This is a genomic window from Desulfovibrio biadhensis (assembly GCF_055388615.1).
This window is the reverse complement of record NZ_AP042477.1, coordinates 3,135,302-3,159,840: the sequence shown is the minus strand read 5'-3', so window position 1 is coordinate 3,159,840 and position 24,539 is coordinate 3,135,302. Positions and strand designations below refer to the sequence as shown.

General features: G+C 54.3%; 19 protein-coding genes. 4 read left to right on the top strand and 15 right to left on the bottom strand.

The genetic code is table 11. The features are described 5' to 3' along the window. Positions 1-79 precede the first annotated feature (79 nt). The gene (locus ACZ5EH_RS13625; RefSeq protein WP_464274427.1) at positions 80-748 is read right to left on the bottom strand and encodes an HNH endonuclease; all 669 of its coding nucleotides are present in this window, start codon (positions 746-748) and stop codon (positions 80-82) included. Positions 749-999: 251 nt separating this feature from the next. On the opposite strand from ACZ5EH_RS13625, the gene ACZ5EH_RS13620 reads away from it, so the two are divergent. Further along, complete coding sequence (locus ACZ5EH_RS13620; RefSeq protein ID WP_464274426.1) at positions 1,000-1,878, top strand: flagellin N-terminal helical domain-containing protein; 879 nt, start codon at positions 1,000-1,002, stop codon at positions 1,876-1,878. A gap of 157 nt (positions 1,879-2,035) precedes the next feature. Here ACZ5EH_RS13620 and ACZ5EH_RS13615 read toward each other — a convergent pair whose 3' ends face one another. Then, the gene (locus ACZ5EH_RS13615) at positions 2,036-4,210 is read right to left on the bottom strand and encodes a RelA/SpoT family protein (protein WP_464274425.1); all 2,175 of its coding nucleotides are present in this window, start codon (positions 4,208-4,210) and stop codon (positions 2,036-2,038) included. Further along, positions 4,207-5,901 carry a peptide-binding protein gene (locus tag ACZ5EH_RS13610; protein WP_464274424.1) on the bottom strand — a complete coding sequence of 565 codons (1,695 nt, stop codon included), beginning with the start codon at positions 5,899-5,901 and terminating at the stop codon, positions 4,207-4,209. The genes ACZ5EH_RS13615 and ACZ5EH_RS13610 overlap by 4 nt, the downstream gene beginning before the upstream one ends. 294 nt (positions 5,902-6,195) lie before the next feature. On the opposite strand from ACZ5EH_RS13610, the gene ACZ5EH_RS13605 reads away from it, so the two are divergent. Beyond that, complete coding sequence (locus ACZ5EH_RS13605) at positions 6,196-9,405, top strand: DEAD/DEAH box helicase (RefSeq protein ID WP_464274423.1); 3,210 nt, start codon at positions 6,196-6,198, stop codon at positions 9,403-9,405. Positions 9,406-9,520: 115 nt separating this feature from the next. Here the strand turns inward: ACZ5EH_RS13605 and ACZ5EH_RS13600 are convergent, their stop codons facing one another. The 8 genes from ACZ5EH_RS13600 to ACZ5EH_RS13565 all read right to left on the bottom strand — a co-directional run bounded on the left by ACZ5EH_RS13600 (position 9,521) and on the right by ACZ5EH_RS13565 (position 17,723). Next, positions 9,521-11,659: an acetate--CoA ligase family protein gene (locus tag ACZ5EH_RS13600; protein WP_464274422.1), complete on the bottom strand. Its 2,139-nt coding sequence runs from the start codon at positions 11,657-11,659 to the stop codon at positions 9,521-9,523. Continuing rightward, a complete protein-coding gene (locus ACZ5EH_RS13595; RefSeq protein ID WP_464274421.1) occupies positions 11,656-12,528 on the bottom strand; it encodes a thiamine pyrophosphate-dependent enzyme in 873 nt (290 codons plus the stop codon). Before ACZ5EH_RS13595 ends, ACZ5EH_RS13600 begins: the two co-directional genes overlap by 4 nt. After that, positions 12,525-13,700: a transketolase C-terminal domain-containing protein gene (locus ACZ5EH_RS13590; RefSeq protein WP_464274420.1), complete on the bottom strand. Its 1,176-nt coding sequence runs from the start codon at positions 13,698-13,700 to the stop codon at positions 12,525-12,527. Before ACZ5EH_RS13590 ends, ACZ5EH_RS13595 begins: the two co-directional genes overlap by 4 nt. Then, positions 13,697-13,987 carry a 4Fe-4S binding protein gene (locus ACZ5EH_RS13585; RefSeq protein ID WP_464274419.1) on the bottom strand — a complete coding sequence of 97 codons (291 nt, stop codon included), beginning with the start codon at positions 13,985-13,987 and terminating at the stop codon, positions 13,697-13,699. Before ACZ5EH_RS13585 ends, ACZ5EH_RS13590 begins: the two co-directional genes overlap by 4 nt. Beyond that, on the bottom strand, positions 13,980-14,540 hold the full coding sequence (locus ACZ5EH_RS13580; protein WP_464274418.1) for a 2-oxoacid:acceptor oxidoreductase family protein: 561 nt from the start codon (positions 14,538-14,540) through the stop codon (positions 13,980-13,982). The genes ACZ5EH_RS13585 and ACZ5EH_RS13580 overlap by 8 nt, the downstream gene beginning before the upstream one ends. Beyond that, positions 14,537-15,997: a sodium:solute symporter family protein gene (locus ACZ5EH_RS13575; RefSeq protein WP_464274417.1), complete on the bottom strand. Its 1,461-nt coding sequence runs from the start codon at positions 15,995-15,997 to the stop codon at positions 14,537-14,539. The genes ACZ5EH_RS13580 and ACZ5EH_RS13575 overlap by 4 nt, the downstream gene beginning before the upstream one ends. 191 nt (positions 15,998-16,188) lie before the next feature. After that, on the bottom strand, positions 16,189-16,674 hold the full coding sequence (locus tag ACZ5EH_RS13570; protein ID WP_464274416.1) for an Lrp/AsnC family transcriptional regulator: 486 nt from the start codon (positions 16,672-16,674) through the stop codon (positions 16,189-16,191). A 449-nt stretch (positions 16,675-17,123) separates the two neighbouring features. Next, positions 17,124-17,723, bottom strand: coding sequence for a TetR/AcrR family transcriptional regulator (locus tag ACZ5EH_RS13565; RefSeq protein WP_464274415.1), 600 nt, complete (start codon positions 17,721-17,723; stop codon positions 17,124-17,126). Between the two features lie 263 nt (positions 17,724-17,986). Between ACZ5EH_RS13565 and rarD the strand changes: the two genes are divergently transcribed. Continuing rightward, positions 17,987-18,919 (top strand): EamA family transporter RarD, encoded by a 933-nt coding sequence (gene rarD, locus ACZ5EH_RS13560; protein ID WP_464274414.1) that lies wholly within the window; start codon positions 17,987-17,989, stop codon positions 18,917-18,919. Positions 18,920-19,044: 125 nt separating this feature from the next. On the opposite strand, the gene prxU is transcribed toward rarD, so the two are convergent. Together prxU and ACZ5EH_RS13550 are read right to left on the bottom strand one after the other, a co-directional pair. Next, complete coding sequence (prxU, locus tag ACZ5EH_RS13555) at positions 19,045-19,776, bottom strand: thioredoxin-dependent peroxiredoxin (RefSeq protein WP_464274413.1); 732 nt, start codon at positions 19,774-19,776, stop codon at positions 19,045-19,047. Between the two features lie 135 nt (positions 19,777-19,911). After that, positions 19,912-21,084 (bottom strand): ATP-grasp domain-containing protein, encoded by a 1,173-nt coding sequence (locus tag ACZ5EH_RS13550; protein WP_464274412.1) that lies wholly within the window; start codon positions 21,082-21,084, stop codon positions 19,912-19,914. 205 nt (positions 21,085-21,289) lie between these two features. Between ACZ5EH_RS13550 and ACZ5EH_RS13545 the strand changes: the two genes are divergently transcribed. Next, entirely contained in the window at positions 21,290-22,201 is a 912-nt protein-coding gene (locus ACZ5EH_RS13545; protein WP_464274411.1) for a DMT family transporter, read from the top strand. Between the two features lie 23 nt (positions 22,202-22,224). On the opposite strand, the gene ACZ5EH_RS13540 is transcribed toward ACZ5EH_RS13545, so the two are convergent. Then, a complete protein-coding gene (locus ACZ5EH_RS13540; protein WP_464274410.1) occupies positions 22,225-22,719 on the bottom strand; it encodes an SH3 domain-containing protein in 495 nt (164 codons plus the stop codon). Positions 22,720-22,838: 119 nt separating this feature from the next. Next, positions 22,839-24,536, bottom strand: coding sequence for an O-linked N-acetylglucosamine transferase, SPINDLY family protein (locus ACZ5EH_RS13535; RefSeq protein ID WP_464274409.1), 1,698 nt, complete (start codon positions 24,534-24,536; stop codon positions 22,839-22,841). Between the last annotated feature and the right edge of the window lie 3 nt (positions 24,537-24,539).

The following is a 24,539-nucleotide window of genomic DNA, read 5'->3' as shown; positions in this document are numbered from 1 at the left end:
GGCAGTCACAACAGACCCAGAGCCCTGATAATACCTGTGGATTGTGACGTTTGGAAGAAGTCTTTTGCGCCGTTTTCCATTATATGGAGGCGCCTTTGCGCAGATTGTGCCTGCTGCAAAGCAACTGCACATTGTCCAGGCTCCAGGAGCAGCCACCCTTGCTGAACGGGATAATGTGGTCGAAGTGCAGATCTTCGGTCGCCCCACATATGACACACCGCCCTTGATCCCGTTTCCAGACTGCGCGGCGGACTGCAGGGGGGATGGTGCGGGTTCTTTCCACTTGCGGGGCAGACTCCTGCCGCTCCGGCTCGAGACGAAAGCGAAACACATGGCGTACGCCGTCATGGTCTCGCCAGCCGTCCACCAGCAAATATCTTCCCAGCCAGCACCAGATGCCGCGAGCAAGCTTCTGGTAAACCCGCACCTGCTCAGGCGGCATGAGACCGGCCTTTGTAAGCTCAACCGCCTTGAGGAATGAGCCATTTTGCGTCAGTTGCCCGGAAGCGGTGCATCTTGGCTGGTCTTCGCGTTTTGGATCACGGGTGTAGAAGCTGCGAGGCGCATCGTGCCCCTGATAAATGATGGCGGCCCCCTTTTCCACGTGCCGGTCTTCATAGGGGGCTCCACGTTTCGCACACAGCAGCATCACGCTATGGCTTCCACCAAGGCGATAATGCATGCCTTGCTGCAACCGCGCGCCTTCTCTGGCGCAGAGCTCTTCATAGCCAATCACTTCACGCAGCACGCTTATCCCCTTTATGATGTGTCTACTCGTTTACAGATACACCGCCGTGCAGCGCATCGCAAGCGCCGCATGGAACCAGAAATGCAGACGATACTATTTTTTTAGATTTTTTAACTAAAGTTAAGTCTGCAGTTGGACGATAAGAATGGCGAGTGAGGAGAGGTTTAAGCTTGGCCGGCAGGACCGCGGATCCTCCGGCCTTAGACCCCTCAACGGCAAGGAAGCCACATTCAATTCAAGGAGGAATGGCCATGTCTCTCGTTATCAACCATAACTTGATGGCCTCGAACGCGGCCCGCAATCTGAGAACGTCTTACAACAACCTTGGCACATCAGTATCCCGGCTCTCTTCGGGACTGCGTGTCGTCTCTTCTGCAGACGACGCCGCCGGTCTGGCTGTTCGCGAGCTTATGCGTGCAGACATTTCGTCTCTCAACCAGGGCGTTCGCAACGCGAACGACGCCATCTCGCTGATTCAAACGGCGGACGGCGCCCTGGGCGTTATCGACGAAAAGTTGATCCGTATGAAGGAACTGGCCGAACAGGCTTCAACGGGTACCTACACCTCTGACCAGCGCCTGATCATCGACTCCGAATATCAGGCAATGGCATCGGAAATCACCCGTATCGCCAACGCCACGGACTTCAACGGCATCTACCTGCTCAACGGTAACCTCTCCAACGGCACCCACAACGGTTCAACCCTGAACTCGACTGGTAAGCTGAAGATTCACTTCGGTACCGCCAACGACTCGGCAGAGGACTACTACTACATCCAGATCGACACGGCTACGGCTTCTGCCATGGGGCTGGGACTTGCCGCAGGCAACTCCATCTCCACGCAGCAGCTGGCCCAGGAATCCCTGGATAAGATCCAGAACGCGATCATCTCCAAGGATAAAATCCGCGCCAACCTGGGTTCCATCCAGAACCGTCTGGAAAACACCATCACGAACCTGGAAATCCAGTCCGAGAACCTGCAGGCTGCGGAATCCCGCATCTCCGACGTCGACGTCTCTCTGGAGATGACCGAATTCGTACGTCAGCAGATTCTTACCCAGTCAGCAGTTGCCATGCTTTCCCAGGCGAACAGCCTGCCCCGCATGGCGTTGAACCTGCTCGGCGGCTAGTAACAAAACGTAGCGGCATTCGGGATAGTAGCGCGCCAGCCCCGAATACCGCACACACCCCCTCACTCATAACCGCACAAACGCAAGGCTCCGGGAACAACCCCGGGGCCTTGCGTTTTGTTTAAGAGCAGTAAGGCAGTATACAACTGCCTGCAGATCAATGCGTTTGGGAGGTGACTCTGGCGGCTTCGAGAACTGGCCCCAGGGAGCGCAGCTTTTCGAGCGCCTTGTATAGCGTGGAGGCGTTATTCACCTGCACGGTGAAGTGTATTTCCGTGAGCCCGTCCACTGTGGAGTGGAAGTTGCCCGCGTCGATGTTCACGCCCTCTTCGGCCAGCAACACGGCGATCTCGCCAAGAGCGCCGGGCACATTGCGCGAATTGATACGGATCTTGGCCGGCAAAGGTGTATTTTCCTGCCCTGCCCAGGAGACATCGAGAAAACGTTCCGGCTCCATGGTATGCAGGTTCGGGCAGTCGGTTGTATGCACAGTGACCCCACGACCGTGGCTGATGTACCCCACAATAGGGTCGCCCGGCAGCGGGTTGCAGCATTTGGCAAAGCGAAGCAATACATCGTCCACGCCTTTGATGACGACACTGTCCGGCGATTGGCTGCGGGCGGTTTCTTCGCGTTGATCCCGTTGTTCGCGCTGTTCGTCGCGCTCCTCGCGAATCTCCTCCGGTTTTTCCTCGGGCTTTGGCAGCAACCTGCGCAACACCTTCTGGGGGGTTATGCGCGCATACCCCACTGCAGAAAGCAAATCGTCCACGCTCTTGAAGGAAAATTCCTTGGCCAGGGGCTCGAACTGGTGCGCCTTCATGGCCTTGGCCACGTTGATGCCCATCTTGCGGCCTTCCTTTTCCAGCATTTCCTTGGCCAGGGCAATGCTGCGGGAGCGCTCCTCCGTACGGATGTAATGGTTGACGCGGGTTCTGGCCTTGGCAGTCTTGACGAACTTCAGCCAGTCCCGGCTCGGGTGGCGGTGGCCGTCAGTGATGATTTCCACCGTATCGCCGTTCTTCAGCGCTGTGGAAAGCGGCACCAGCTTACCGTTGACCTTGGCCCCGGCGCAATGATTGCCCACCTCAGTATGGATGAAATACGCAAAGTCCACAGGTGTGGCGCCTTCCGGCAATTCCTTTACCTCACCAGCGGGGGTGAAAACATAGACTTCGTCCTTGAACAGGTCGAACCTGAGGGAGCGCATGAATTCACGGGAATCGCTCTCTTCCTTCTGCCAATCCAGAATTTGCCTGAGCCAGCTGAAGTTGCCGACGTCTCTGCCCTTGAGCTTGCCACCGTCCTTATAGAGCCAGTGCGCGGCAACGCCGTATTCGGCGAAGCGGTGCATTTCTTCGGTACGAATTTGAATCTCTATGCGCTCGCCATCCGGCCCGATGACCGTGGTGTGCAGGCTCTGGTACATGTTGGCCTTGGGCATGGAGATGTAGTCCTTGAAGCGCCCCGGCACGGGTTTCCAGGCTGCATGCACAAGTCCGAGCACGGCGTAACAATCCTTGATGCTGTTGACCATCACCCGAAATGCAATGAGGTCGTAAACCTGGTCCAGGGTCAGATTTTGGACCATCATCTTGTGGTAGATGCTGTGCAGATGCTTCATGCGACCGTTTACGCGGCCCCTGATTCCGTTCTCATTGAGCATCTGCTCGATGATATCCACAACCTTTTCTACGTATTCCTTGCCAACGGTCTGGCGCTTGCGCACCCCCTCGTAAAGCTGACTGTAGACATCGGGCTTTGTATAGCGCAGCCCCAAATCTTCAAGCTCTATCTTCACCCTGTGCAACCCCAGCCTGTTGGCCAGGGGGGCATAGATATCCAGCGTTTCATAGCTGATCAGCTTCTGCTTGTGCTCAGGCATGAACTCCAGGGTGCGCATGTTGTGCAGCCTGTCGGCAAGCTTCACAATGAGCACCCTGATGTCTTCGGCCATGGCCAGAATCATCTTCCGGATATTTTCGGCCTGGGCGTGTTCCTTGCTGTCAAAGGTAATCTGGCTGATCTTGGTAACGCCGTCCACGATGTCAGCGACTTCTTCACCAAAATCAATATCCAGCTCTTCAATGGTGGCCTTGGTGTCCTCCACCGTGTCATGCAGCAGACCGGCGGTAACGACAGCCTCATCCATGCGCATTTCAGCAAGGATATTGGCCACCTCCAACGGATGGGAAAGATACGGCTCCCCCGAACGCCTGGTTTGCCCTTCGTGGGCTTTGGCCGAAAAGATGTATGCTTTCTGGATCAAGGCAATGCCGGCTGCCGGCATATAGTTCTGCACCTTGTCCAGGATTTCATTGATCCGAATCATTGTGTTTTTGAATACCCCTGTTGCGCTTTGGGAACCCACCAATCAGTGAAGTTATAGGTAATGCCGCTGGGTGCCGGCACTATGCCGTGGAAGCGTCCATTGACGATGGGCAGGGAGTAGGCGACGTACAAAAAGCAGTAGGGCTGGTCCTGGTGAAAAATGACCTGCAGCTTGTCGTATATCTCCTTGCGCCGTGTACGATCAATGGTGGTGCGCCCCTGCTCCAGCAGGCGGTCGACTTCCTGGTTTTTGTAGTGGATATGATTGAGGCCGCCATTGCCGGCTTTGCTGGAGTGCCACACGTCATAGATATCTGGATCCTGCAGTATGTTCCATCCTAATATCATTGCATCGAATCGCCCTTTGTCAATGAATTCCTTGACAAAGGCGGCCCACTCCACAGTCCTGATGTCAACTTTGATGCCAATATCGCTCAAACGTTCCTGGATAATGGTGGCCGTCTTGATGCGCAAGTCGTTGCCCTGGTTCGTGAGAATGGTAAAAGCAAAAGGCTCTCCATCCTTGTCCAGGATGCCGTCCCCGTCGGAATCTGTCCAGCCGGCTTCTGCTAGCATGGCCTTGGCTTTGTCGGGGTCATAGCCATAGGGTACGATCTGATCGTTGTACACCCAGGTCCCTGGCTTATAGGGGCCAATGGTGGGTACGCCCTGCCCCAACAATACGCCTTTGACGATTTCTTCCTTGTTGATGGCGTATGTCAACGCCTGGCGCACCTTCACATCCTTGAACATGGGCTTTTCCAGATTGTACCCCAGATAGGTATAGCCGAAAGCCAGGAATTTGAATTTTTGCCATTTTTCCCAGGAAGCGCCCTTGGTCTGGTAAAGGTACTGTTGCGGCGTCAGACTCATGATGTCCAGGTTGCCGGCCTTGAGCTCCAAAAACATGGTCGCCATATCGGGAATGACCCTGTAGATGACCTGATCAATTTTGGGACGCCCTTCAAAGTACTCGTCACGGGACTCCAACACCAGCCGTTGTCCTGGCACCCACTCTGCCAGACGGTAGGGACCGCTGGCCAGGGGCTGCCTGCTAAGCGGCGTATCCAAAAGATTCTGCCCCTCAAGGGCGTGCTTGGGCAAAATGGCGTGCATCCAGGTAATCAGCGAACGGGCAAAAGGCTTATCGTAACGCACTTCAAAGGTATAGCGATCCAGGGCCTTGATCTCGGAAACCTGCCTGTAGTCTTCTGCGTAGGCCGTAGGGGTTTTGGGATCAACCATCAGGTTGTAGGTAAAAAGAACATCGTCGGTTGTCAGCTCCACGCCATCATCCCACTTTATGCCCTTACGCAGGGTGATGCGCAGAAGACGCCCCTCTTCCAAAACCTCATACTGCTCAGCCGCCTCGGTGGTGATATTGAGGTCCTTGTCATATTTGAGGGGTGCGGTATAGATAAGGTCCGCGACTTCGTGGGAGGCGCTATCCGTAGCAAGGGGTGGAATCAGGTTCGACGGCTCACCTATTGTCCCCATTATGATGCGTCCGCCATAGACGGGAGATTCCGGCGCAGCAGCGCTTTCCTTTTTGGTGTCGTTTTGCGGCGCAGCCTGAGTTTGCTCGGCAGCAGGCTTTTCCTCTTCAGTGCTTTGACCGCAACCAGCCAAGAAAAAGCACATCACGGCTGTGCAAAGCAGAACACGTGCAAAAACGCTAAACGGTCTAACCATGAAATAATCCTTTGTCGGTTGCGAATTTTTTCAAATCACGTATCATTCTTTAATAGGTACCAAGAACCATTGTGTCTGGAGTATGAATCAGAGCGGAGAAAAAGCCAAGCCCCTCTTGAAAAGGCTTATCTATTTGCGTATGGTTTCGGACTGCACAGAGGGCGCAAAGGGTCTTATGAGAATAGTGCGCCTGCTGCCGCAGTCCTGGGGGCGACTGCAGCAGTGGCAGGTTTGCGTATTCCGCCTGCTCCGTCGCCAAGAAGTATTCGAATTCCCAGGAGTAAAGCATACATCATGGAAACAAATGAAGAGAGCAGGGTAAAAGCCCGGCTCCAGGAGTTCATCAAAGACTCCATCCCCGAATACATCCTCGAGGGCTCGCAGTATATCGTCACCAATGGAGGCGTGCAAAAGCTCGGCCTCAAAAAAGGCGAGAACATCTGGGAGATCGAGGCCAGTATCCAAGGTGAGGATTTTCAGGTCTATTCACCTGAAATTCTGATAAACCTCAAAGATACCAATGTTTCGTACAATTGCAATTGTGCGGACTATTTCAGTGGTGTTTGCCGCCATGTCGGCGCCGCTGCGCTGAAGCTGCTTTCATCCCTGGAGACGGGCAACAAGGAGGAAGCGCCGGCGCTACCGAAAACGGAATGGCGCCAGACGTTCCGCTCCTTTTTCGCCACCGAGCCGGAACCCGAACCCGGCCGCCACTACCTGGTCTTTCATTTTCACCCCGAGGCCGGGCGCCTACAGGTCTCCTTTTTCCGCGCACGCCAAAATAAATCCGGCCTGTCCACCGTGCAAAATCCGTTGACCCTGGAACAGATTATTCGCAACCCTGATTGGAGCGAACTGTCGCCCTACCTGCCCATGGTTTCAAAACAGGTGGAGCAATATATTGGCTACGAAGGACACCGGGTAGAGATTCCTGACGGACTCATGACCTGGTTCTTCCGCTCCATCGGGAATGAATATTACCTTTTCTGGCGTGATTCCGACTCTCCTGTCCGGATTGAAAACAAGACCATGCGGCTCATGCTCAAACCCAGACTCACGGAAGACGGTCTCGGCTTTGACGTCATGCTTGGCCGCGAAGGAAAGCCCCCCTTCTCCATTCTGGGGCATGAAATTTATTTCTATGGGCACATGCCTCTGTGGGTATGCTGGAACAAAAGCTTCTACCCGGTGCAGACGGGGCTCGCGCCTTCCTTGATTCAGGAACTGGTGGAGCAACAGCCCGTTATTCCGCATGCGGATATAGCCGAGTTCCTTGATCGCGTCTGGACCCGGCTGCCAGCTTCCGACCTGCACGAGCAGGACGAATTCCTCGAGCACATGAAGCCCATCTTCGTGCCGGCGAGTTATAATCCCAAGTTGTTTCTGGATGAAGAAGGCAGCCTGCTGACCCTCCAAATCCAAAACACCTATGACACGGAGTACGGGGAGATACCTCTTCCCGGCCCCAATTCCGACCTGCAGACCGGCAGCTTTCAGTACCAGAGCAAGGGATTTTTGCTCATGCGCGACCAGACTGCAGAAGCCGAACTCACGCAGCAACTGATGGATATGAATTTCCAGGCGCGCAGCAATTCCATCTGGTTTCTGGAGCCTGAAGAAGCCATCACCTTTCTTTTGGACCACTACCCGCAAATGGTGGAGAAGTACCGCATCTACGGCGAAAAGAACCTTACTCGCTACAAGGTCCGCCTGTCGCAGCCCACCATTGTGGCCAAGCTTGAAAGCAAGGAAGAAGACAAGTGGTTCAACCTGGACCTTGCCGTGGAGTACGACGACCAGAAGGTCCCCATCGAGAAGATTTGGAAGGCCTGGACGCAGAAAAAACGCTACGTGCAGCTCAAGGACGGCTCATATACCAGCCTGCCCGAAAGCTGGTTGAAGCAGATCGCGCATAAGCTCAAGGCCTTGGGGTACGATCCCGAAAAGCCGCCGCAAAAGCAGTTCAAACAGTTCGAAGCGCCCGTTCTGGACAAGCTTTTGGAAGACCTGCCCGAGGTCACTACAGATTCCTTCTGGAACAAGCTGCGCACCAACATCCACAACTTTCAAAAAGTTGCGCATGTACCGCAGCCCAAGGGATTGCAGGCCGAACTGCGTCCCTACCAGAATCAGGGGCTGAACTACCTCAACTTCCTCCGCGAGTACGGCTTCGGCGGTATTCTTGCCGACGAAATGGGCCTGGGCAAGACCATCCAGACCCTCTCCTTTATCCAGTACCTGAAGGAAAAAGGCGCAAAAGGCCCCAACCTCATCGTGGTGCCCACTTCCGTGCTGCCCAACTGGGAGCGTGAGGCGGAAAAGTTCGTACCAGAGCTGGGGCGGCTGATCATTTACGGTACCCGCCGCGAAGGGATGTTCGTCAAGATCAAGGACGCAGACCTTGTCATCACCACCTACGCGCTGTTACGCCGCGACCTGGAGGAACTGCAAAAATACGAGTTCAACTCCATCATTCTTGACGAAGCGCAGAACATCAAGAATCCAAACACGATAACCGCGCGCTCCGTACGCAAGCTGGCTTCCAAGCTGCGCATCTGCCTTTCGGGTACGCCCATCGAGAACAACCTCTTTGAGCTCTGGTCCCTGTTTGAATTTCTCATGCCGGGATTCCTTGGCTCGCAGCATTCATTCCAGCGCGGCATCGTCAAACCCATCAAGGATGGCGACGTTGAAACCCTGGATTACCTGCGCACAAGGGTCAAACCCTTTATTCTGCGGCGTACCAAAAATGAAGTGGCCAAAGACCTGCCGCCCAAGGTGGAGAACGTCTACTACTGCGCCCTGGCCGATGAACAGCTCGATCTTTACGCCTCCCTGGCCAAAAAGCTCAAGGAGCAGGTCATGCAGGACGTGGACCAGAAAGGCATTGCAAAAAGTCAGATGTCCATTCTGGACGCCCTGCTCAAGCTGCGCCAAATCTGCTGCCACCCGCGCCTGCTGAAGCTCGACATGCCCGGTGTCTCCACCAACCTGCCTTCAGGCAAGTTCGACGCCTTCAAGGACATGGTCACCGACATCATAGACGAAGGGCACAAGGTCCTGGTTTTCTCCCAGTTCGTGCAAATGCTGCACATCATCCGCTCCTGGCTGGTGATAAACAATACGCCTTTCAGTTATCTGGACGGGTCGAGCAAGGACCGTTTTGATCAGGTGGACGAGTTCAACAACAATCCCGATATCCCCATCTTCCTCATTTCTTTGAAGGCAGGCGGTACAGGGTTGAACCTCACCAGCGCGGACTACGTTATCCACTACGATCCCTGGTGGAACCCGGCCGTGGAAAACCAGGCCACAGACCGAACGCACCGCATTGGTCAGACCCGCCAGGTCTTTGCCTACAAAATGATCTGCCAGAACACGGTGGAAGAAAAAATCCTCAAGCTGCAGGAATCCAAACGCAACGTGGCCGAATCCATCATTCCCGGCCAGGAAGCCTGGAAATCCCTTACCCGCGAAGACCTCGAACAGCTTTTCGAAGTCTGATTCCCAACGCCTCCGGTTTGGATATTAAAAATCCGGCCCGGCATCCGCAAGGAAAGGATGCCGGGCCTTTTTCGTGGCGCCCTTACTTGCAGGGCGGCAGGGGAGTGAGGTCTGATCAGGAATTGTCCGCCTGTTGTACGATGATCCTTGCATCCAGAATCCTAACGCCGTCAGGATAGGCGCGGACCGGGTTGAGATCAATTTCCCGAATGCTGGATTCTCGCGCCATAAGCTGGCTGACATGAGACACCAAAAGGGCCAGGGCTTCGCAGTCGCAAGGCGTTGCTCCGCGAATGCCCGTCAACGTAGGGTACATTTTCAAGGAACGGATCATGAGCATGGCCCGTTCGGGCGTCACTGGAGCCATGGCCAAAGCGACATCCTCCAGGATTTCCACATGAATCCCTCCGAAACCGACCATAATAGTGGGACCGAACTGGGCGTCGCGCAGCCCACCGATGATGAGTTCCGGCCCATGAGGTGCCTGCTCCATCAGCAGCACCCCCTGGATCACGGCGTAAGGCACTGCAGCTTTGGCACCTTCAGTGATGGTTGTATAGGCTTCTCGCGCAGCATCGGCGCTCTGGATGTTCACGCATACACCACCCACATCACTCTTATGCAGTATGTCGGGTGATACGATCTTCATCACAAGCGGAAAGCCCAGACGATCGGCAATGTCTGCAGCCGCATCGGCGTCTACCGCCATCTCGGCCTGAAGAAGGGGGATGCCTGCGTCCTTCAGAATTTGCCGCGCCTGAACTTCAGTCAATGCCCCTTTATCCGCCGCGGCGACTGCAAGCATTTTCTTGCTTGCGACACTAACGGGGGCGCCTTGACCAAAGCCTCCGCATTTGTCCAATTGCTCAAGTATCTTTTTTCTGCGCAATATGTTTACCATTGCCCTGGCGGCCCTGTCGGGCATGTCATAGCAAGGTACACCGCTTTGCTCCAACACGCGCATTGCCTCAGGCACACCATCGCCGCCCATGTAACAAACCGTAACGGGCTTCTCGGTGTTTCGCAAAACATCTGCTGTCTTACGAGCCATTTCCACAGGATCGATGAATGTAGGGGGTACACTGAAATGTACCACTGCGTCCACACCGGAGTCCTTCAGGATGATATCCATTGCGAGGGCATGATGCTCTTCATTGGCGGCTGCGGTCATATCCACGTACCCTGGAATGTGATCCACTATCGCCATATCCGGCAACAGATCCTTCAAAGCCTCAATTGTGGCATTACTAAAGGTTGCTGAAACAGCATCACCGCTGAGTCCCAGTTCGTCCATGCCCACGATGCCGGGACCACCGGCTTCGGTGAGCACTGCAACCCTGTTTCCGGCTGGCAATGGCTGCATGGAAAGCGCTTTGGCGGTATCAAGCATTTCCGTCATAGTCAGCATGCGCTGCACGCCGGACTGGGCAAATGCTCCTTTGTAAATAGCATCGGCACCTGCCAGGGAGCCCGTATGGGAGGCCGCGGCGTTTGCACCAATGGAACTACGCCCCACTTTTAAGACGAGAACGGCTTTCGTTTCCGCCACCTCCCGGGCAACTTCCAAAAATTCCCTTGCGTTTTCAAGGCCTTCCATATACATGGCAATGACTTTGGTCGCATTATCGTCCCTATAGTAACGCAATATTTCCTGGACGGTGACGTCTTTCTGGTTGCCCACGTGCGCCCACTTGGAAAACCCCATGGGCACAGGGCTGCGGGTTGCGAATACCATCATACCTGCACCAAAAGCGCCACTTTGCGAGATGACGCTCATGCCGCCCGGAATTTTGGCAATGCCGCTGGCAAAGGTTGTATCCACACCGGTATTGACGTCAATGACGCCGACGCAATTGGGTCCCATGACCCTGAAACCACCCTCTTCTGCCGTGGCAAGTATTTCCCGCTCTAGGCAAAGTCCAGTTTCTGTTTTGGTTTCGCTGAAACCCGAAGCTACGCACACCACGGCTTTTACAGTGGCTTTTTCCTTGAGTTCCCTGAAAACACCAGGCACTGCCTTTGCCGGTACGGTGACGATGGCCAGCTCGATGTCGTCCTGGATAGCAGTCACGGAGCTATGACAAGGCCTGCCAAGAAGCGTATCCAGTTTAGGATTTACAAGATAAATTCGACCCTTGTATGTGGATTCGAGAAGGTTTTTAGCAATCTGATAGCCAGCCTTTCCCGGATCTGCGGATGCGCCCACCACTACGATGCTTTGAGCGCGGAAGAAGTGATCCAAGCCTGTATTCATTTCTGCAATTCCTGTGTTTGCAACAATACGTTGTAATTATCGTCTATCGAGACGGCCAATTCATGTCTCGTTGCAGCATCAAGGTTCCGAAAGCGCCCCTGACAGTCGAAGTATTCTTCAACAGCCCTGGGCTTCCTGATTTCCTTTGTCAGACGAAGTTTTCCGTTCACAGACTCCAAAAGTGGCCAAACCCTGCTTTCCACTGCAAGCTTGGCGACGTTCACGGATTCCTTGGCAGGAAATCTCCAGCCCGTTGCGCATGGCGTCAACACATGCAAATACGATGGACCGTCGATCTTGGCCGCTTTTGCGACCTTCTTCTCCAAATCCTTGACATGACCAGCTGATGCCGTGGCGAGATAGGGAATACCCTGGGCCAGCAGCATGCCCACGATATTCTTTTTCCCCACAAGGGCACCCGCCGGGGTGGTGGTGGTCCATGCACCAAGAGGCGTTCCTCCTGAGCGCTGAATGCCCGTGTTCATGTAGGCTTCATTGTCATAGCAAATGTATATGAATCGATGCCTGCGCTCGATGGCTGCGGAAAGGGCCTGCAGGCCGATGTCCATGGTTCCGCCATCTCCTGCAAAGGCCAGTATGTGGATGTCGTCCCTGCCCTGGACATGAAACCCTGTCTGGATGCCTGAACAATAAGCCGCAATGTTTTCCAGGTTGGATTGGAATCCGGGCACGCCAAGACCAGTTTCATCGCCATATCCCGTAAGAATGGCGGAACAACTCGGCGGAGTGAGAACCACTGTATTTCTACCCAGAACCCGTAGCGCCGTCCTTGCCACCAGTTCCATCAGGCACCCGGCGCACGTCGTCAGTCCGGAACTCAGAAGTTTGGGTTTCTCCAGGGTTGTCATGCCGTCACCTCCTTGCAGTCCACCCAGATCGACCCTGTCGGTATCTGTTTAATAGCATCAAGTTCACGCGCCTTACGCACTGTTTGCATAAAAGTCCCAGCGTGCAGGTCGCGCCCGCCCAACCCGGCGATGAAACTATAGACAGCAGGGCGCTGCTGCAGAGGATAGAGCGCAGTTTTCACTTCTAGGGAAAGCGGCCCTTCGGACCCCAGCCCCCAGGAGCGGTCAACCACCGCCACACAACCTGTGCCAGCCAATGCATCCCGAACGGCGGCATATGGAAATGGGCGGAAAAGAGTGATCTTTGCAATCCCCACTTTCATCCCTTCTTTGTTCATTGACGCCGCGGCTTCAACCGCGGCCCCAAAACAAGACCCCAGAGTGACGAGAATCATGTCCGCTCCCTCGCAATTCACACATTGCACGGGAGAGTATTTGCGTCCGAATTGACTATCATATTTTGCTCCTACCTCTTGAAAGACACCGAGTGCGTTTTCCAGCGCCTTTTGCTGCCGGTATTTCAATTCTGTGAATGTGGATGCGGAGTTGAGCTGATTGATGGTCATTGGATTGTCTGGATCCAAAACCACCTCTCCAGGTTCAAAAGAAGGCAAAAATGCGTCCACTGCCTCCTGCTCGGGTACATCCACCACGCTGGTGGCATGGGAAACGAAGAAACCGTCCTGACAGATCATCACGGGCAGACGCACCTCTTCCGCAAGTGCATAGCCCAATATGATAAGATCAAGAGACTCCTGTGCGCTGGCTGCGTACAGCTGCAACCAGCCCATATCCCGCTCCGCCATAGAGTCGGAGTGGTCTGCCTGTAGCGACCACGGACTCGGCAGGCTGCGGTTGGATATGCCCATTACGACAGGCAACCTGTTACCCGCCGCAACGCCAACGATCTCATGCATCAGCGCCAGCCCTGCACCGGCAGTAGCTGTGAATACCCGCACGCCCGTAATGGCTGCGCCGACGACGGCGCTCAGGGCCGAATGCTCGGATTCCACCGCAATGTAGCTGGCGTCCAGCCTGCCCGCTGCAATGTCCACCGCCAATTCTTCCACAATGGGTGTCTGCGGCGTTATAGGATAAGCCGCCACCACTTTCGGTCGTGCGAGACGCGCGCCATAGGCGATGGCCTTGTTTCCATCAAGTGCGTATTTCATTCGCGCTCTCCTTGTCCGTCTGCTGCACTTTCCAGAAGCAGAGAAATGGCCTGCTTGGGGCATACTGTCGTACAAATGCCACACCCTTTGCAGTACACATAGTCAATCACAGCCGGGCAATCCTTCTCGCAGACTATAACCCCCAGGGGGCAATAATTTTCGCAGATACCGCATGAAATGCACTGATCTACAGCTACGACAGGTCGCTCAAGACGCCATGCACCTGTATGCGTGTCTGCAATTTTCCTTGCCGTTATGCCGCACAGGGGACAATCCTGATTAGCCATGGAGCACCGTCCTTTCATATGCCAATTGCACACACTTCTGATTCTTTTCGACAAGGCGTTCTGGCAATGCTTCCGCCATTGCTTCAAGCAAGGCATCCAGCCCAACGAGTACGGTTGTACGGACGAATGCGCCAAGCATCGCAGCGTTCGGGGGGACATTCCCTATACATTCTTTGGTTACTGACCAGGCATCCAACACCCCGACACGACCAAAAGCGCGATACACGGCAGCATGACCGGAAGACCAGATATCACCCGAAGCATTCAGCACCAGGACCGCGCCTTGCTTGATGCCCTCCTCAGGCATGATCCCCAGATCCATAAGCGTGCTGTCGAACATGACGACGGTATCCGGCTCGTACACATACGTATGAGGCAGAATGGGAAAGGCATCGATTCTTGCGTACGTAAATACAGGAGCGCCTTTCCGTTCTTGGCCGAAACTGGGTATTGCCTGCGCGTAGAGATTCTCCTTGATCGCAGCGCCAACAAGAATCTTTGCAGCCGTTACAGCGCCCTGTCCGCCGCGGCTCAGGATTCTGATTTCATTCATGAGAGTTTCTCCTGCTTCTTAGGGAAAAAGACATCTACGGCTGCAGCAGACGCAGGGCGCGTCAACAGGCTCAAGGCGACGATGATGACGATAGAAAGCACGAGTCCTGGAAAAATGGGGTGGACAGCCTTGAGCTCGGTGTGCCCCATTTCAATAAGGATGGCCCACAATGCCGTGCCGCAGAAACCGGCAACAGAGGACCACAAAGCAGCTACAGGAGTAGTTCTCTTCCAGGTCAGCCCCAGCAATATGGGCATGGCAAACGCTGCACCGGACAGCGCCACTGCGTAGGAGACAATGGTAAGAATGAGCGTGGGCGTATTCAAAGCGCCCAGCAGGGCAATAATTCCCACTCCCAAGAGGGTAAACTGCGAAGCGCGGAGATAAAACTTCTCCGATTTTTCAATGCCGCGCGGCTCATAATACGTTTTGCGCAGAAAATCATGAGCAATGGCCGCCCCTGAAAGCAACAGCAGCGAAGACACCGTGGACATAGAGGCTGCTGCCACACCTGCCAGGGCGAATGCTTCCCAAAAAGGCGACAGATATGTTGAAATTAGTACAGGCAAAGCCTGGTCCGGGTTACCGAGATTATCCCACACCAGGATGCGGGCGGCGCCCCCCAGAAAAACTATGGAGCTGAAGAAAATGAGCACCAGAACCAGTCCCCAGGCCGTGGCACGTTTTGCGGTGCGCACATCTTTGGCCACATACATCTTGGTCACGAATTCGATACGGGTAAAATAGGCGATAAACCAGACGAGATACCAGGTCAGAATACCTGTCCAGCTCCATGAACCCGTGATTGTTGTCCACTTGGGGTCCAACGTATTGAGGGTGGCGGCCATGCCGCTTATTCCCCCGACCTTGGGCATGACAACCACCAGCAATGCGCCGATACCGACAATCATGAACAGCCATTGAACAATATCCGTCCAAATGGCCGCCATCATGCCGCCGATTGTTGTATAAAACACAAATATACTGGTCGTAATGATGAGCGCCCAAGTGAGGTTCAAGCCCGACAGCTGCATGACGACGACGCCCATGGCCTTTGTCTGGGCAATAAGTGAAACCACGGCTGCCACCAGCACGACAAAGGCGGAAAACTGGCGCATTGCAGATGACTCATAGCGTGCACCCAGAAAATCCGGCAATGTAAACCCGCCGAAATTCCGCAATTTTTCCGCCATAAAAAACAACACGACAACAAAACCCAGTGCAAAGCTCAGATTATTCGTCGTGATAGCGCCCCATGAACCGATGGCTCCGGCGCCGCCTATCAGGGATCCCCCATGCATAATAGAAACAAGGATTGCTATGGCCAGAATGGGCACGCCAAAATTGCGATCAGCAACCCAAAAAGCTGTTGTTGAATGTTGGAGACGTGCCGTCACTAATCCAATTGCAACCATAATTGCGAGGAAAACACAGAAAATTATCATTCCTGTGGTCATTGGCTTGCTCCTTACTTTTTACTCCGTGTGGCAAAAATGAGCCAAAATGCAATTACAAATGGAATTATCCAAAGAAACATAACCGTTTCAATCGGAAAATTCATAATCATAGAACTTCTCCTATTGCTCATCAAAAGAAGACTGATCGCTGCCACGATGAAGAAGCCAAACCAATTTCATCAAAAAAAGTATCATCTCAAATTTAGATTTGACTTGTATCTTTTAATGAGCATGCTTGTATTCACGTTAACAATGCCTCTGATACTGTAGACTTTGTCACGTAAAAACGTTGCCAATTCATCGTTGTTCCGCACATACGCATGGACGTGGAGTGTAGTATTGCCAGTCATCTGATATACAATGCTAACTTCAGGATATTCCGACAATTGCATACCAATTTTATCCAGCATATCCGGCTTTACTTCAATTTCCAGGAACAACGGCGATCCATATCCAAGAGATTTTGCGTTAATAACTGCAGTAAATTCTATGATTTCATCAAACACCATCCTGTTTATTCGTTCATTGACAGCTGTTCGCGATATCCCGACCATTCTTGCAATCTGAGCGACTGGAGTACGACCGTCATGAAGAAGTATTTTGATTATTTCATAATCAAGCCCATCAACATTTGAGCCGTCAGTCATTTCGACGAAGCCGACAATGTGCCCTTTCATTTTGCTCTCCATTTCGCTGTGTTTTTAGTTATATCGAACACTCTTGAGTTAAATACATTACATTCAGCAACATATTCTTCAATTTTAATGACACTTTGGAAACAATGACTAGAGAAAAAATGCATTTTTTCGCAGCATTTATTTTGTACACGGCGCATCTGATACAAAGTAGCGAAGCGCGAATGACAAAAGAAACGAATGATCTCAATCTGACAGACAAGCAGCATAAGTTTTGAAATAAAAACAATAACATTGCTGAAGGGAGGATTTTGTGCCCGGACGAGCAAAAACCGATCCAATATTGTAGGCAAATTGCTGAGTGCTAAAAACACTACAAGAAATGAGAAACAATCAGTTCAGTTGCCCGGTATCCTTGGGGGGATACCGGGCTGCCACTGGGAGACCCAGAACGGGTCATTAGGGGGGAGGGAGATATGATTACGGCGTGGTTAAGCCGACGCCAGTGATCTGCGGAGAATGGCCAGAGTGGCCTGCTGTTGCTTTTTCTGTGCAAAAGGGGAAACCACCAGGGTTCGTGTGGCCCCCATGATGGTGGAAAAGACTGCAAGGTTGAATGTATCGAGGTCTACAGGAACGCCATCGCCATTGACTGAAAGCGGTTGTACGCTGCCGTCTTCTATCCCTTGCTCCAGAGCCTTGCGCAAAAGTCCCATCATTGCGCGCATCTTCCAGACCAACTCTTCACTGGTCAGCTCCGGCCTACTGACAGAAAAAGGTGAAAGTTTGACCAGCACCAGATAGGCGCTGCGCCGTTCCATGGCAAACGCCATGAATGTACGGGCATAAGCGGTGGCTGCATCAATACCAGTATTTTGACCTTGAATGCCCTTTTCCAGTTCTTCTATGAACTCATCCAGGACCTCCAGACCGCATGTTACGAACAACGCGGCTTTGGTCTTGAAATGATGGGTAATCAGGCCAGCAGCATGCCCTGCGGTGGCGCCGATGTCTTTCAAAGAGGTAGCTTCGTAGCCCCGTTCGCCAAAAAGCTCTATGGCTGCACGGAGTATGCGGTCTTGACTCGTCATCCGGGTCTCCTCACCTGGTCATCCAGCCAGACATCCTGCGTTACTTCCCGGCAGGAATGTCTTCTTGCTCTTGGTTGGTCAACCAGCCAATGTATTCAAGTAACTTTACCCTCCCCTGGAGTCACCTGTCAATCGACAAACACATAACTTGCGAGGGGTGATATTTACCCGGCCTTCAACGACTGCACCTTTCTTTTCCTGACTCTCTGGGCTACAAAGCCTTCCTTTGCAGCCTCATTTTAACCAGAGAGATACTTGTTTCCATGCCTACAGTCTCATCCGATGACGCCTCCATCCGTACTGCCGGCCTTATCAGCGGCGCAGCTGCCTATTTCATGTGGGGGGTGCTTCCCGTCTACTGGAAGTCCCTGCTCGCCGTTCCTCCACTGGAACTCATCTGCCACCGGGTTGTCTGGTGCATGGTTTTTCTTGCAATCGGGCTGACTCTGCAACGCCACTGGCGCCTGGTGCTCAACCTTTGGGGGCAATGGCGCACCCTTGGCCTGCTTGTTTGCAGTGCTTCTCTTGTGGCGGTGAACTGGTTCGTCTATGTCTGGGCCGTGAATAACGGGCATGTGGTTGAGGGCAGTCTTGGCTATTACATCAACCCGCTTGTCAATGTTTTGCTTGGCTTCCTCTTTTTTCGGGACAAGCTGAATCGGCTGCAAAACCTTGCCATCTTTCTTGCTGCAGTGGGGGTGGCCATCAGTGTGGCGAGTTACGGCGCCCCTCCGTGGATTGCTCTGACCCTGGCTTTTAGTTTTGGATTCTACGGGCTGGTGCGCAAGGTTGCTCGCGTGGCCCCTATTCCCGGGCTCTTTGTGGAGACATTTCTACTCAGCTTTCTGGCCGGCGCCTACATCATCATGCAAGAGGCTGCCGGCAGCGGAGCCTTCCACATACTGAGCGGTTGGAAGATCCCTCTGCTCATGTGTTCCGGAGCTGTAACGGCATTGCCCCTGCTCTGCTTTGCCTATGCCGTGCGCAGGCTGCGACTGGCGACAATGGGCATCCTGCAATATCTGGCGCCAACCCTGATGCTGCTGCTCGGCACCATCGTCTATGGCGAGCCATTTGGCACGACCCGCATCATAACTTTTTTCTTCATCTGGTGCGCTGTCGCGCTGTATGTTGCGGATGGGCTCATTCTCTACCGAAACGAACACCGCTTGTTGGCCCGGGCCCGCAAGCAATGACCCAATAAAAACCCCCGCTCCGAAAAATACGAAGCGGGGGCGTCTTTATACTGCTCTTCTACAGGGCTGCCTTAAAAAGGTCGCAAAGCACCCAAAGGGTGGGCCCTTTTCAAAGAATACAGGTCTTAGTCGAAGGCCTGCTCCACTTTCCATGCTTCCCAAACCTTACCCACCAGGTCTACGCCCGGCTTGAGGGTGGGCTTGCCCGGCCGCCAGCCGGAAGGAGTGGCTTCGCCGCCCTTGCTGTTGCGCACCACCTGATAGGCCTGAATCTGGCGCAGGGTTTCGTTGACATTGCGCCCCACAGGGGGTGTCAGGACTTCAAAGCCCACGACAACGCCATCAGGGTCGATGAGAAAACGACCGCGAACGTCAACGCCAGCGTCTTCGTCATACACGCCATAAATCTGCCCGACCTTGCCACCGGCGTCGGAGAGCATGGGGAAGGGAATCTTACCGCCACTGACCATCTTGGACAGCTCGTCATCCACCCACATCTTATGCACAAACATGCTGTCCGTGCTCATGGAAAGCACCTGTACGCCCAGCTTTTCGAATTCGGAATTCTTCTCGGCGACCGCCGAGACTTCGGTAGCTCAGACAAAAGTGAAGTCACCGGGGTAGAAGCAGAGCACCACCCATTTTCCCAGGTGATCGGAAAGCTTCACGGAAGTGAAGTTGCCGTTGAAAAATGCCGGCGCCTCGAAATCAGGCGCTTTTTTTCCAATTCTGACCATGGATTGGCCTCCTTTGCTTTGCACAACTTCAGGCTTCTGCTCTGCCGCCTCGGGAGCTTCTGGCTCCCCGACAACACCGCCCGTAGGTCTCGAGCAGCCAACAGGAGTTTCTTCAGCCATATTTTCATACCTCCAGATGTCCTGAATATTTCTATGGCTAACCTCAAACTTAATAGACACTATCTATGATTTTGGACAAAAAAGCATCCCCCCAGACAATAAAAATTAGCCGGGGGGATAAATAAATCTGATAGGTCACGCAAAGCGCAGATAGCGGGTCATGTCCTGCCCCAGCATGCGGCGCAGGTCGGAGAGGTCTTCCTCCTGGGCGGCGGCAATAAGAAAAGCAAAGACACAGTAGCTTTTATAATCCACAGGGCGCAGTTCCAGGGGTTCGTTGAATTGCGCCAGAAAGGCATCATAGTCAACACTTTCGATGGTGCTTCTGTCCAGTTCCGAAGGCAGATCCGCAACAACCAGCGCCCAGACCTTGCCCTTGCGCTGCTCCAGAATTGTACCCCACTGGGGGGCGCGCCCTTCGAGATAATACTGGTAGGGGTCTATGCCATAGGCATGATAGGCAATATCCGTGCAGCACCATCCTGCAAAACGCATGGGGTTGAGTTCAATGGGAATGACGCCCCGCTCCGGATCGACCCGCAACTCTGCGTGCACGGGAAAATTGCGCAACCCTGCGCGCTCTCCAATGGTTTGCAGCAAAGAGGCAAAAGGCTCGCGCCATTTTTCGATGATGCTGGCCGATGTCATATAGACCCTGTCGCTGACGTCCTTTGCCGAGGCAAAGAGATGCCCCAGGATATTCAACACGGTAACATTCCCGTCGGCATCGTAGTATGCGTCCACGGCAAACTCTTCGCCCTGGATACAATCCTCTATGAGAAAATTTCCAAGGTCGAGCACCTGGGCCGGGTACATGGCGCGGGCGTCAGCGGCCTCTTTTGTCACGGACGATACGGCCTCGTTCCAGTCTTCTGCGCGCTCCACCACCCGTACTCCCAGGCTGAAAAACCCTACAGCCGGCTTCAAAACCAGGGGGAAACGCAGTTCAGCTGCATCGATACCAGCCAACGCCTCAAGCTTTGCGCCCCTGAATTGGTAGTTTGGATACCGATCCGCCAGCAATTCGCGCATCCTGAGCTTGTTTTTGAACACATCTATCTTATCCGGCAGGGAGCAGAAGCCAAGGTTGGCGTCAATCCAGTCAATAGCATTTTCCGAGTTTGCGTAAATGCGCGGGATGCTCCCCTGCTCTTTGGCCAAGCGCACGAACTCGCTGTCCGAGACCAATCTGGCTGCACGCCCTGCAAGGGCTTGGCGGGCGGTCTCGTTGTCCAGCACGGGAACCTCTGAATTGACGATGGAGTCTTTCAAAAAATCAGACACATAAGGTTTATCAAGTATGATCATGGAACCGTCCTTGGCTTTATTTCCCTATATTTTTATAGACGAAAGCCAAGGCTTTTACGCCAGATGCATCATAATTCCAACCAGGAATTCATCCCGTTTCCACACATCATAGTAACCAGCTGACATAAAATGCAATTGCATTGCAATGCGAAGCAGCGTACCACGCCTGAACACCCTGACAATCATCATGAATCGAACACGCCCAATGCCTATGCCAGAAAAAGCCATTTCAATAACGCCCCCAAAATCGCAAACATACATTCTGCTTGTATTAAGCATGGCGTTATGGGGGGGCACCTGGGTGGCAGGGCGCATTCTGGCCCAGAGCATGAGCCCCATGAGTGCTGCATTCCTGCGTTTTCTGTTTGCTTCGGGATTTTTGCTGGCCCTGTCCTGGAAACGTACAGGTCAATTGGTGTTGCCCACCTGGCGCCAGATACCTTCGGTTCTATTTCTGGGGGCCACAGGGGTTTTCCTTTACAGCTTCTTTTTCTTCAATGGATTGGAAACGATCACGGCCGGCCGCGCCGCCCTCATCGTGGCCTGTATCCCCGTCTGCATTGCCGCGGTTTCAGCGATCTTTTACAAAGAATCCTTCGGCGCAGTGCGCATCGCAGGCACGTTGCTCTCACTCGCCGGGGTGGCCATGGTCATCTCGGACGGCTCCCCCCTGGAGCTCATAAGAGGTGGGATTCGCAAGGGCGACTTGTACATTCTTGGCTGCGTGGCGTCATGGACGGCTTACTCTCTGGGAGGTAAGGCGACCATGCGCACGCTTTCGCCACTCTATTCAGTAACATGGTCATGTGTGTTTGGGGCGCTGCTTCTGCTCCCCGCTGCCCTGGCGTCTGGTCTGACGCACGAGGCCATGGCGGCCACCCCCCTCGATTGGCTGTGCATCGTCTACCTGGGCGTGCTCGCCACCGGCCTGGCATACTGCTGGTACTATGCTGCAATCCAATCCCTGGGCGCTTCCAGGGCCGGCATTTTCATCAATCTGGTGCCTGTATTCGCAGTTATCCTCGGCTTTCTGCTGCTGGCCGAGCCCATCCACCTGTCACTGCTTGTAGGGGGCATGATGGTAGTCGGGGGCGTCTGGCTGACCAACCGCCCCTGACCATTTATTGCCACATTGCGAGACTACAAGGCATCGCCAAAGCCAGAAGACTGCGGTACGGGCTGCGGTGCAGGGCTCTGCTGCATGCTGCGGGGCTGCTGGTGCGTGTAGTCCCACCCTTGCGGGGGTGTGTTGTGCACCTTATTGTCATTCGGTCTTGATATAACATCCTGATATTCAGTAAGATATGCGCCATACACCCACCCCTGTGTAAAGCCGTCCGCATACTGTTGCGTAGGGGGGCGACGGACCTGCAGCCAGTTGCCCGAGCGCTGCATGACCTGCACGGCCTCGCCACGCTTGAGCACTGCCAGGATGCGATCCTTGGTAGATGGCCCGCTGCGTACGTTCAATCGATAGGCGGTAACGTACTGCTCGGAATACTGGTACTGGGTACTGGGCGCAGGCGCAGGGGCCAACGGCACCGGTCTGGGCCGCTGACAGGCAACGGTCATAAGCAACAGAAAAAGCAGCGCCAGAGGGATGCTTTTTGCCATCAATTTCGTGTTCGTATTCATTTTTTCATACATAATAGTGCCTCGCTTCGTTGCAGCCGATGCACATCAAAACGCCATGCACGGCCGGTATTCTTCCATCTAAAAGAAATAGCACACTTCCAGAGTTTCACTCAAGTCGCCTACATTGGCAGAGGGGCCACGGAAAAATCTTTTTTGCCCCCTCCCGCATGTTGCCGCCACATGGTCTTGAACGCATGCTCCAAGTGGCGCGCAAAGCGCTCTCCGTTGCAGAGCGGCGATGCCAACAACCGTTCGCGCAAGGTGCTGTGCACAACTGAAAGACCTTCAAGGTCACGGGAAACTTCTTGCGCGCGTTTCAGGTATTTTTCGGGCGTATCCACACACCAGTCTGCCAATCCCACCGCCGTAAGGTGGCTTGCAGCGTGCCGGCCGGCGAACGTGCTCCCTGTCATCCCCAGGACGGGCACGCCCATGGCAAGGGATTCAAGTGTTGTAAGGCCGCCGCTGTAGGGAAAGGGATCCAGAGACACGTCCACCTGGTGATACAATTCCAGAAATGCCTTGTTCGGACGCCCTCCTAATAATTCCAAACGCTGCGCCTCTATTACCTGCTCGCGAAAGACCTTGAAAATATTGTCCCGCAAGGCCGCTTCCCCAAGATGACGGTTTGCCAGCAGCAACCTGCTGCCGGGCACGGCGTGCAACACCTCGGCCCAGAGGGCAAGCACCCCCCTGTTCAGCTTGGGCATGCCGTTCAGGCAGCCGAAGGTCACATGCCCGGTCTTGGCGGCCGCCAACTCTCCAACAGGGGGCAGATGCTCAGGAGGAGCATAAGACACATAGCATTCCGGCAGCATGGCCAGGGCCTCGCAGTAGAAGGGACTGCTCTCGGGCGGCGTCTGCACCCTGTCAGTCAGCAGATAATCCATGGTTTCCAGGCCTGTTGTCCCCACATACCCTGCCCATGAAACCTGCACAGGGGCGGCGCGCCCTGCAAAAAGGGCGAAGCGGTTGTCCTTTGTCTGACCAGCCAGATCTAGAAGGATATGCACGCCATCTTTCCGGATGCGTTGGGCGAGGTCCGAGTCATCCATTCCGGCAATTTCACACCAGGCATCGGCGCCTTTGCGCAGGCGGCGGGTCACAGCATCATTGGCCGCCTTTTCCCCGTCAGCGTAGCAAAAAATTTCCAGCCTCTGGGGGTCGTGCGCCTCCACCCAAGGCAACATGAAATACCCGACAGGGTGGCTGCGCAAATCCGGCGAAAGCAAACCGATGCGCAACGTTTCTGGCTCGTTGGCGTATTCAAAGGAAGGGGGGGCATCCTGGGCCTGATTCCAGGGGGCAAGCAGCTCTTGATGGAGCCGCAACAGCTCTTTTTCGTGCTGTCCGGGCAGGTATTGCTGCCCCATAAGTGCTGCGCTGACAATCACGGGATTCTCGGGCGCCAGTTTGCGCGCCTTGCGATACAGCCGTGCAGCCTCCAAGGGGCGCCCTTGCTGTAACAAAGCATTGCCAAGGTCCATACAGGTTTCAGGAGCAGAATCGCCCTGCTCCATGGCGCGAACAAAGGCTTCCTGCGCTGCGACGGGGCGTCCAGCCTCCAATAGCGCCAGCCCCAGATTATATTCACCGTGGGGCAAGGTGGGGTCCAGTTGCAACGCTTCCTGCATGAGTGCTGCTGCAGCTTCGGCGCGCCCAGTCTCCAGGGCCAGAGCGCCAAGCAAGAGCCGGGCGCGAGCATGGTCGGGATGGTGCGTCAGCAGTTCAAGGTAGAGCTTTTCTGCGGAGACAAAATCTCCCTTTTCATGCGCCGCTTCCGCCCTGGCGAGTATTTGCGATACGGCCTCGGCCATGGC

What these genes read in the sequence shown, in the direction of transcription:
- ACZ5EH_RS13620 (WP_464274426.1), top strand. Translation starts at nt 1,000, where the DNA reads ATGTCTCTCGTTATCAACCATAACTTGATGGCCTCGAACGCGGCCCGC.
- ACZ5EH_RS13615 (WP_464274425.1), bottom strand. Translation starts at nt 4,210, where the DNA reads ATGATTCGGATCAATGAAATCCTGGACAAGGTGCAGAACTATATGCCG.
- ACZ5EH_RS13610 (WP_464274424.1), bottom strand. Translation starts at nt 5,901, where the DNA reads ATGGTTAGACCGTTTAGCGTTTTTGCACGTGTTCTGCTTTGCACAGCC.
- ACZ5EH_RS13605 (WP_464274423.1), top strand. Translation starts at nt 6,196, where the DNA reads ATGGAAACAAATGAAGAGAGCAGGGTAAAAGCCCGGCTCCAGGAGTTC.
- ACZ5EH_RS13600 (WP_464274422.1), bottom strand. Translation starts at nt 11,659, where the DNA reads ATGAATACAGGCTTGGATCACTTCTTCCGCGCTCAAAGCATCGTAGTG.
- ACZ5EH_RS13595 (WP_464274421.1), bottom strand. Translation starts at nt 12,528, where the DNA reads ATGACAACCCTGGAGAAACCCAAACTTCTGAGTTCCGGACTGACGACG.
- ACZ5EH_RS13590 (WP_464274420.1), bottom strand. Translation starts at nt 13,700, where the DNA reads ATGAAATACGCACTTGATGGAAACAAGGCCATCGCCTATGGCGCGCGT.
- ACZ5EH_RS13585 (WP_464274419.1), bottom strand. Translation starts at nt 13,987, where the DNA reads ATGGCTAATCAGGATTGTCCCCTGTGCGGCATAACGGCAAGGAAAATT.
- ACZ5EH_RS13580 (WP_464274418.1), bottom strand. Translation starts at nt 14,540, where the DNA reads ATGAATGAAATCAGAATCCTGAGCCGCGGCGGACAGGGCGCTGTAACG.
- ACZ5EH_RS13575 (WP_464274417.1), bottom strand. Translation starts at nt 15,997, where the DNA reads ATGACCACAGGAATGATAATTTTCTGTGTTTTCCTCGCAATTATGGTT.
- ACZ5EH_RS13570 (WP_464274416.1), bottom strand. Translation starts at nt 16,674, where the DNA reads ATGAAAGGGCACATTGTCGGCTTCGTCGAAATGACTGACGGCTCAAAT.
- ACZ5EH_RS13565 (WP_464274415.1), bottom strand. Translation starts at nt 17,723, where the DNA reads ATGACGAGTCAAGACCGCATACTCCGTGCAGCCATAGAGCTTTTTGGC.
- rarD (WP_464274414.1), top strand. Translation starts at nt 17,987, where the DNA reads ATGCCTACAGTCTCATCCGATGACGCCTCCATCCGTACTGCCGGCCTT.
- ACZ5EH_RS13550 (WP_464274412.1), bottom strand. Translation starts at nt 21,084, where the DNA reads ATGATCATACTTGATAAACCTTATGTGTCTGATTTTTTGAAAGACTCC.
- ACZ5EH_RS13545 (WP_464274411.1), top strand. Translation starts at nt 21,290, where the DNA reads ATGCCTATGCCAGAAAAAGCCATTTCAATAACGCCCCCAAAATCGCAA.
- ACZ5EH_RS13540 (WP_464274410.1), bottom strand. Translation starts at nt 22,719, where the DNA reads ATGAATACGAACACGAAATTGATGGCAAAAAGCATCCCTCTGGCGCTG.
- ACZ5EH_RS13535 (WP_464274409.1), bottom strand. Translation starts at nt 24,536, where the DNA reads ATGGCCGAGGCCGTATCGCAAATACTCGCCAGGGCGGAAGCGGCGCAT.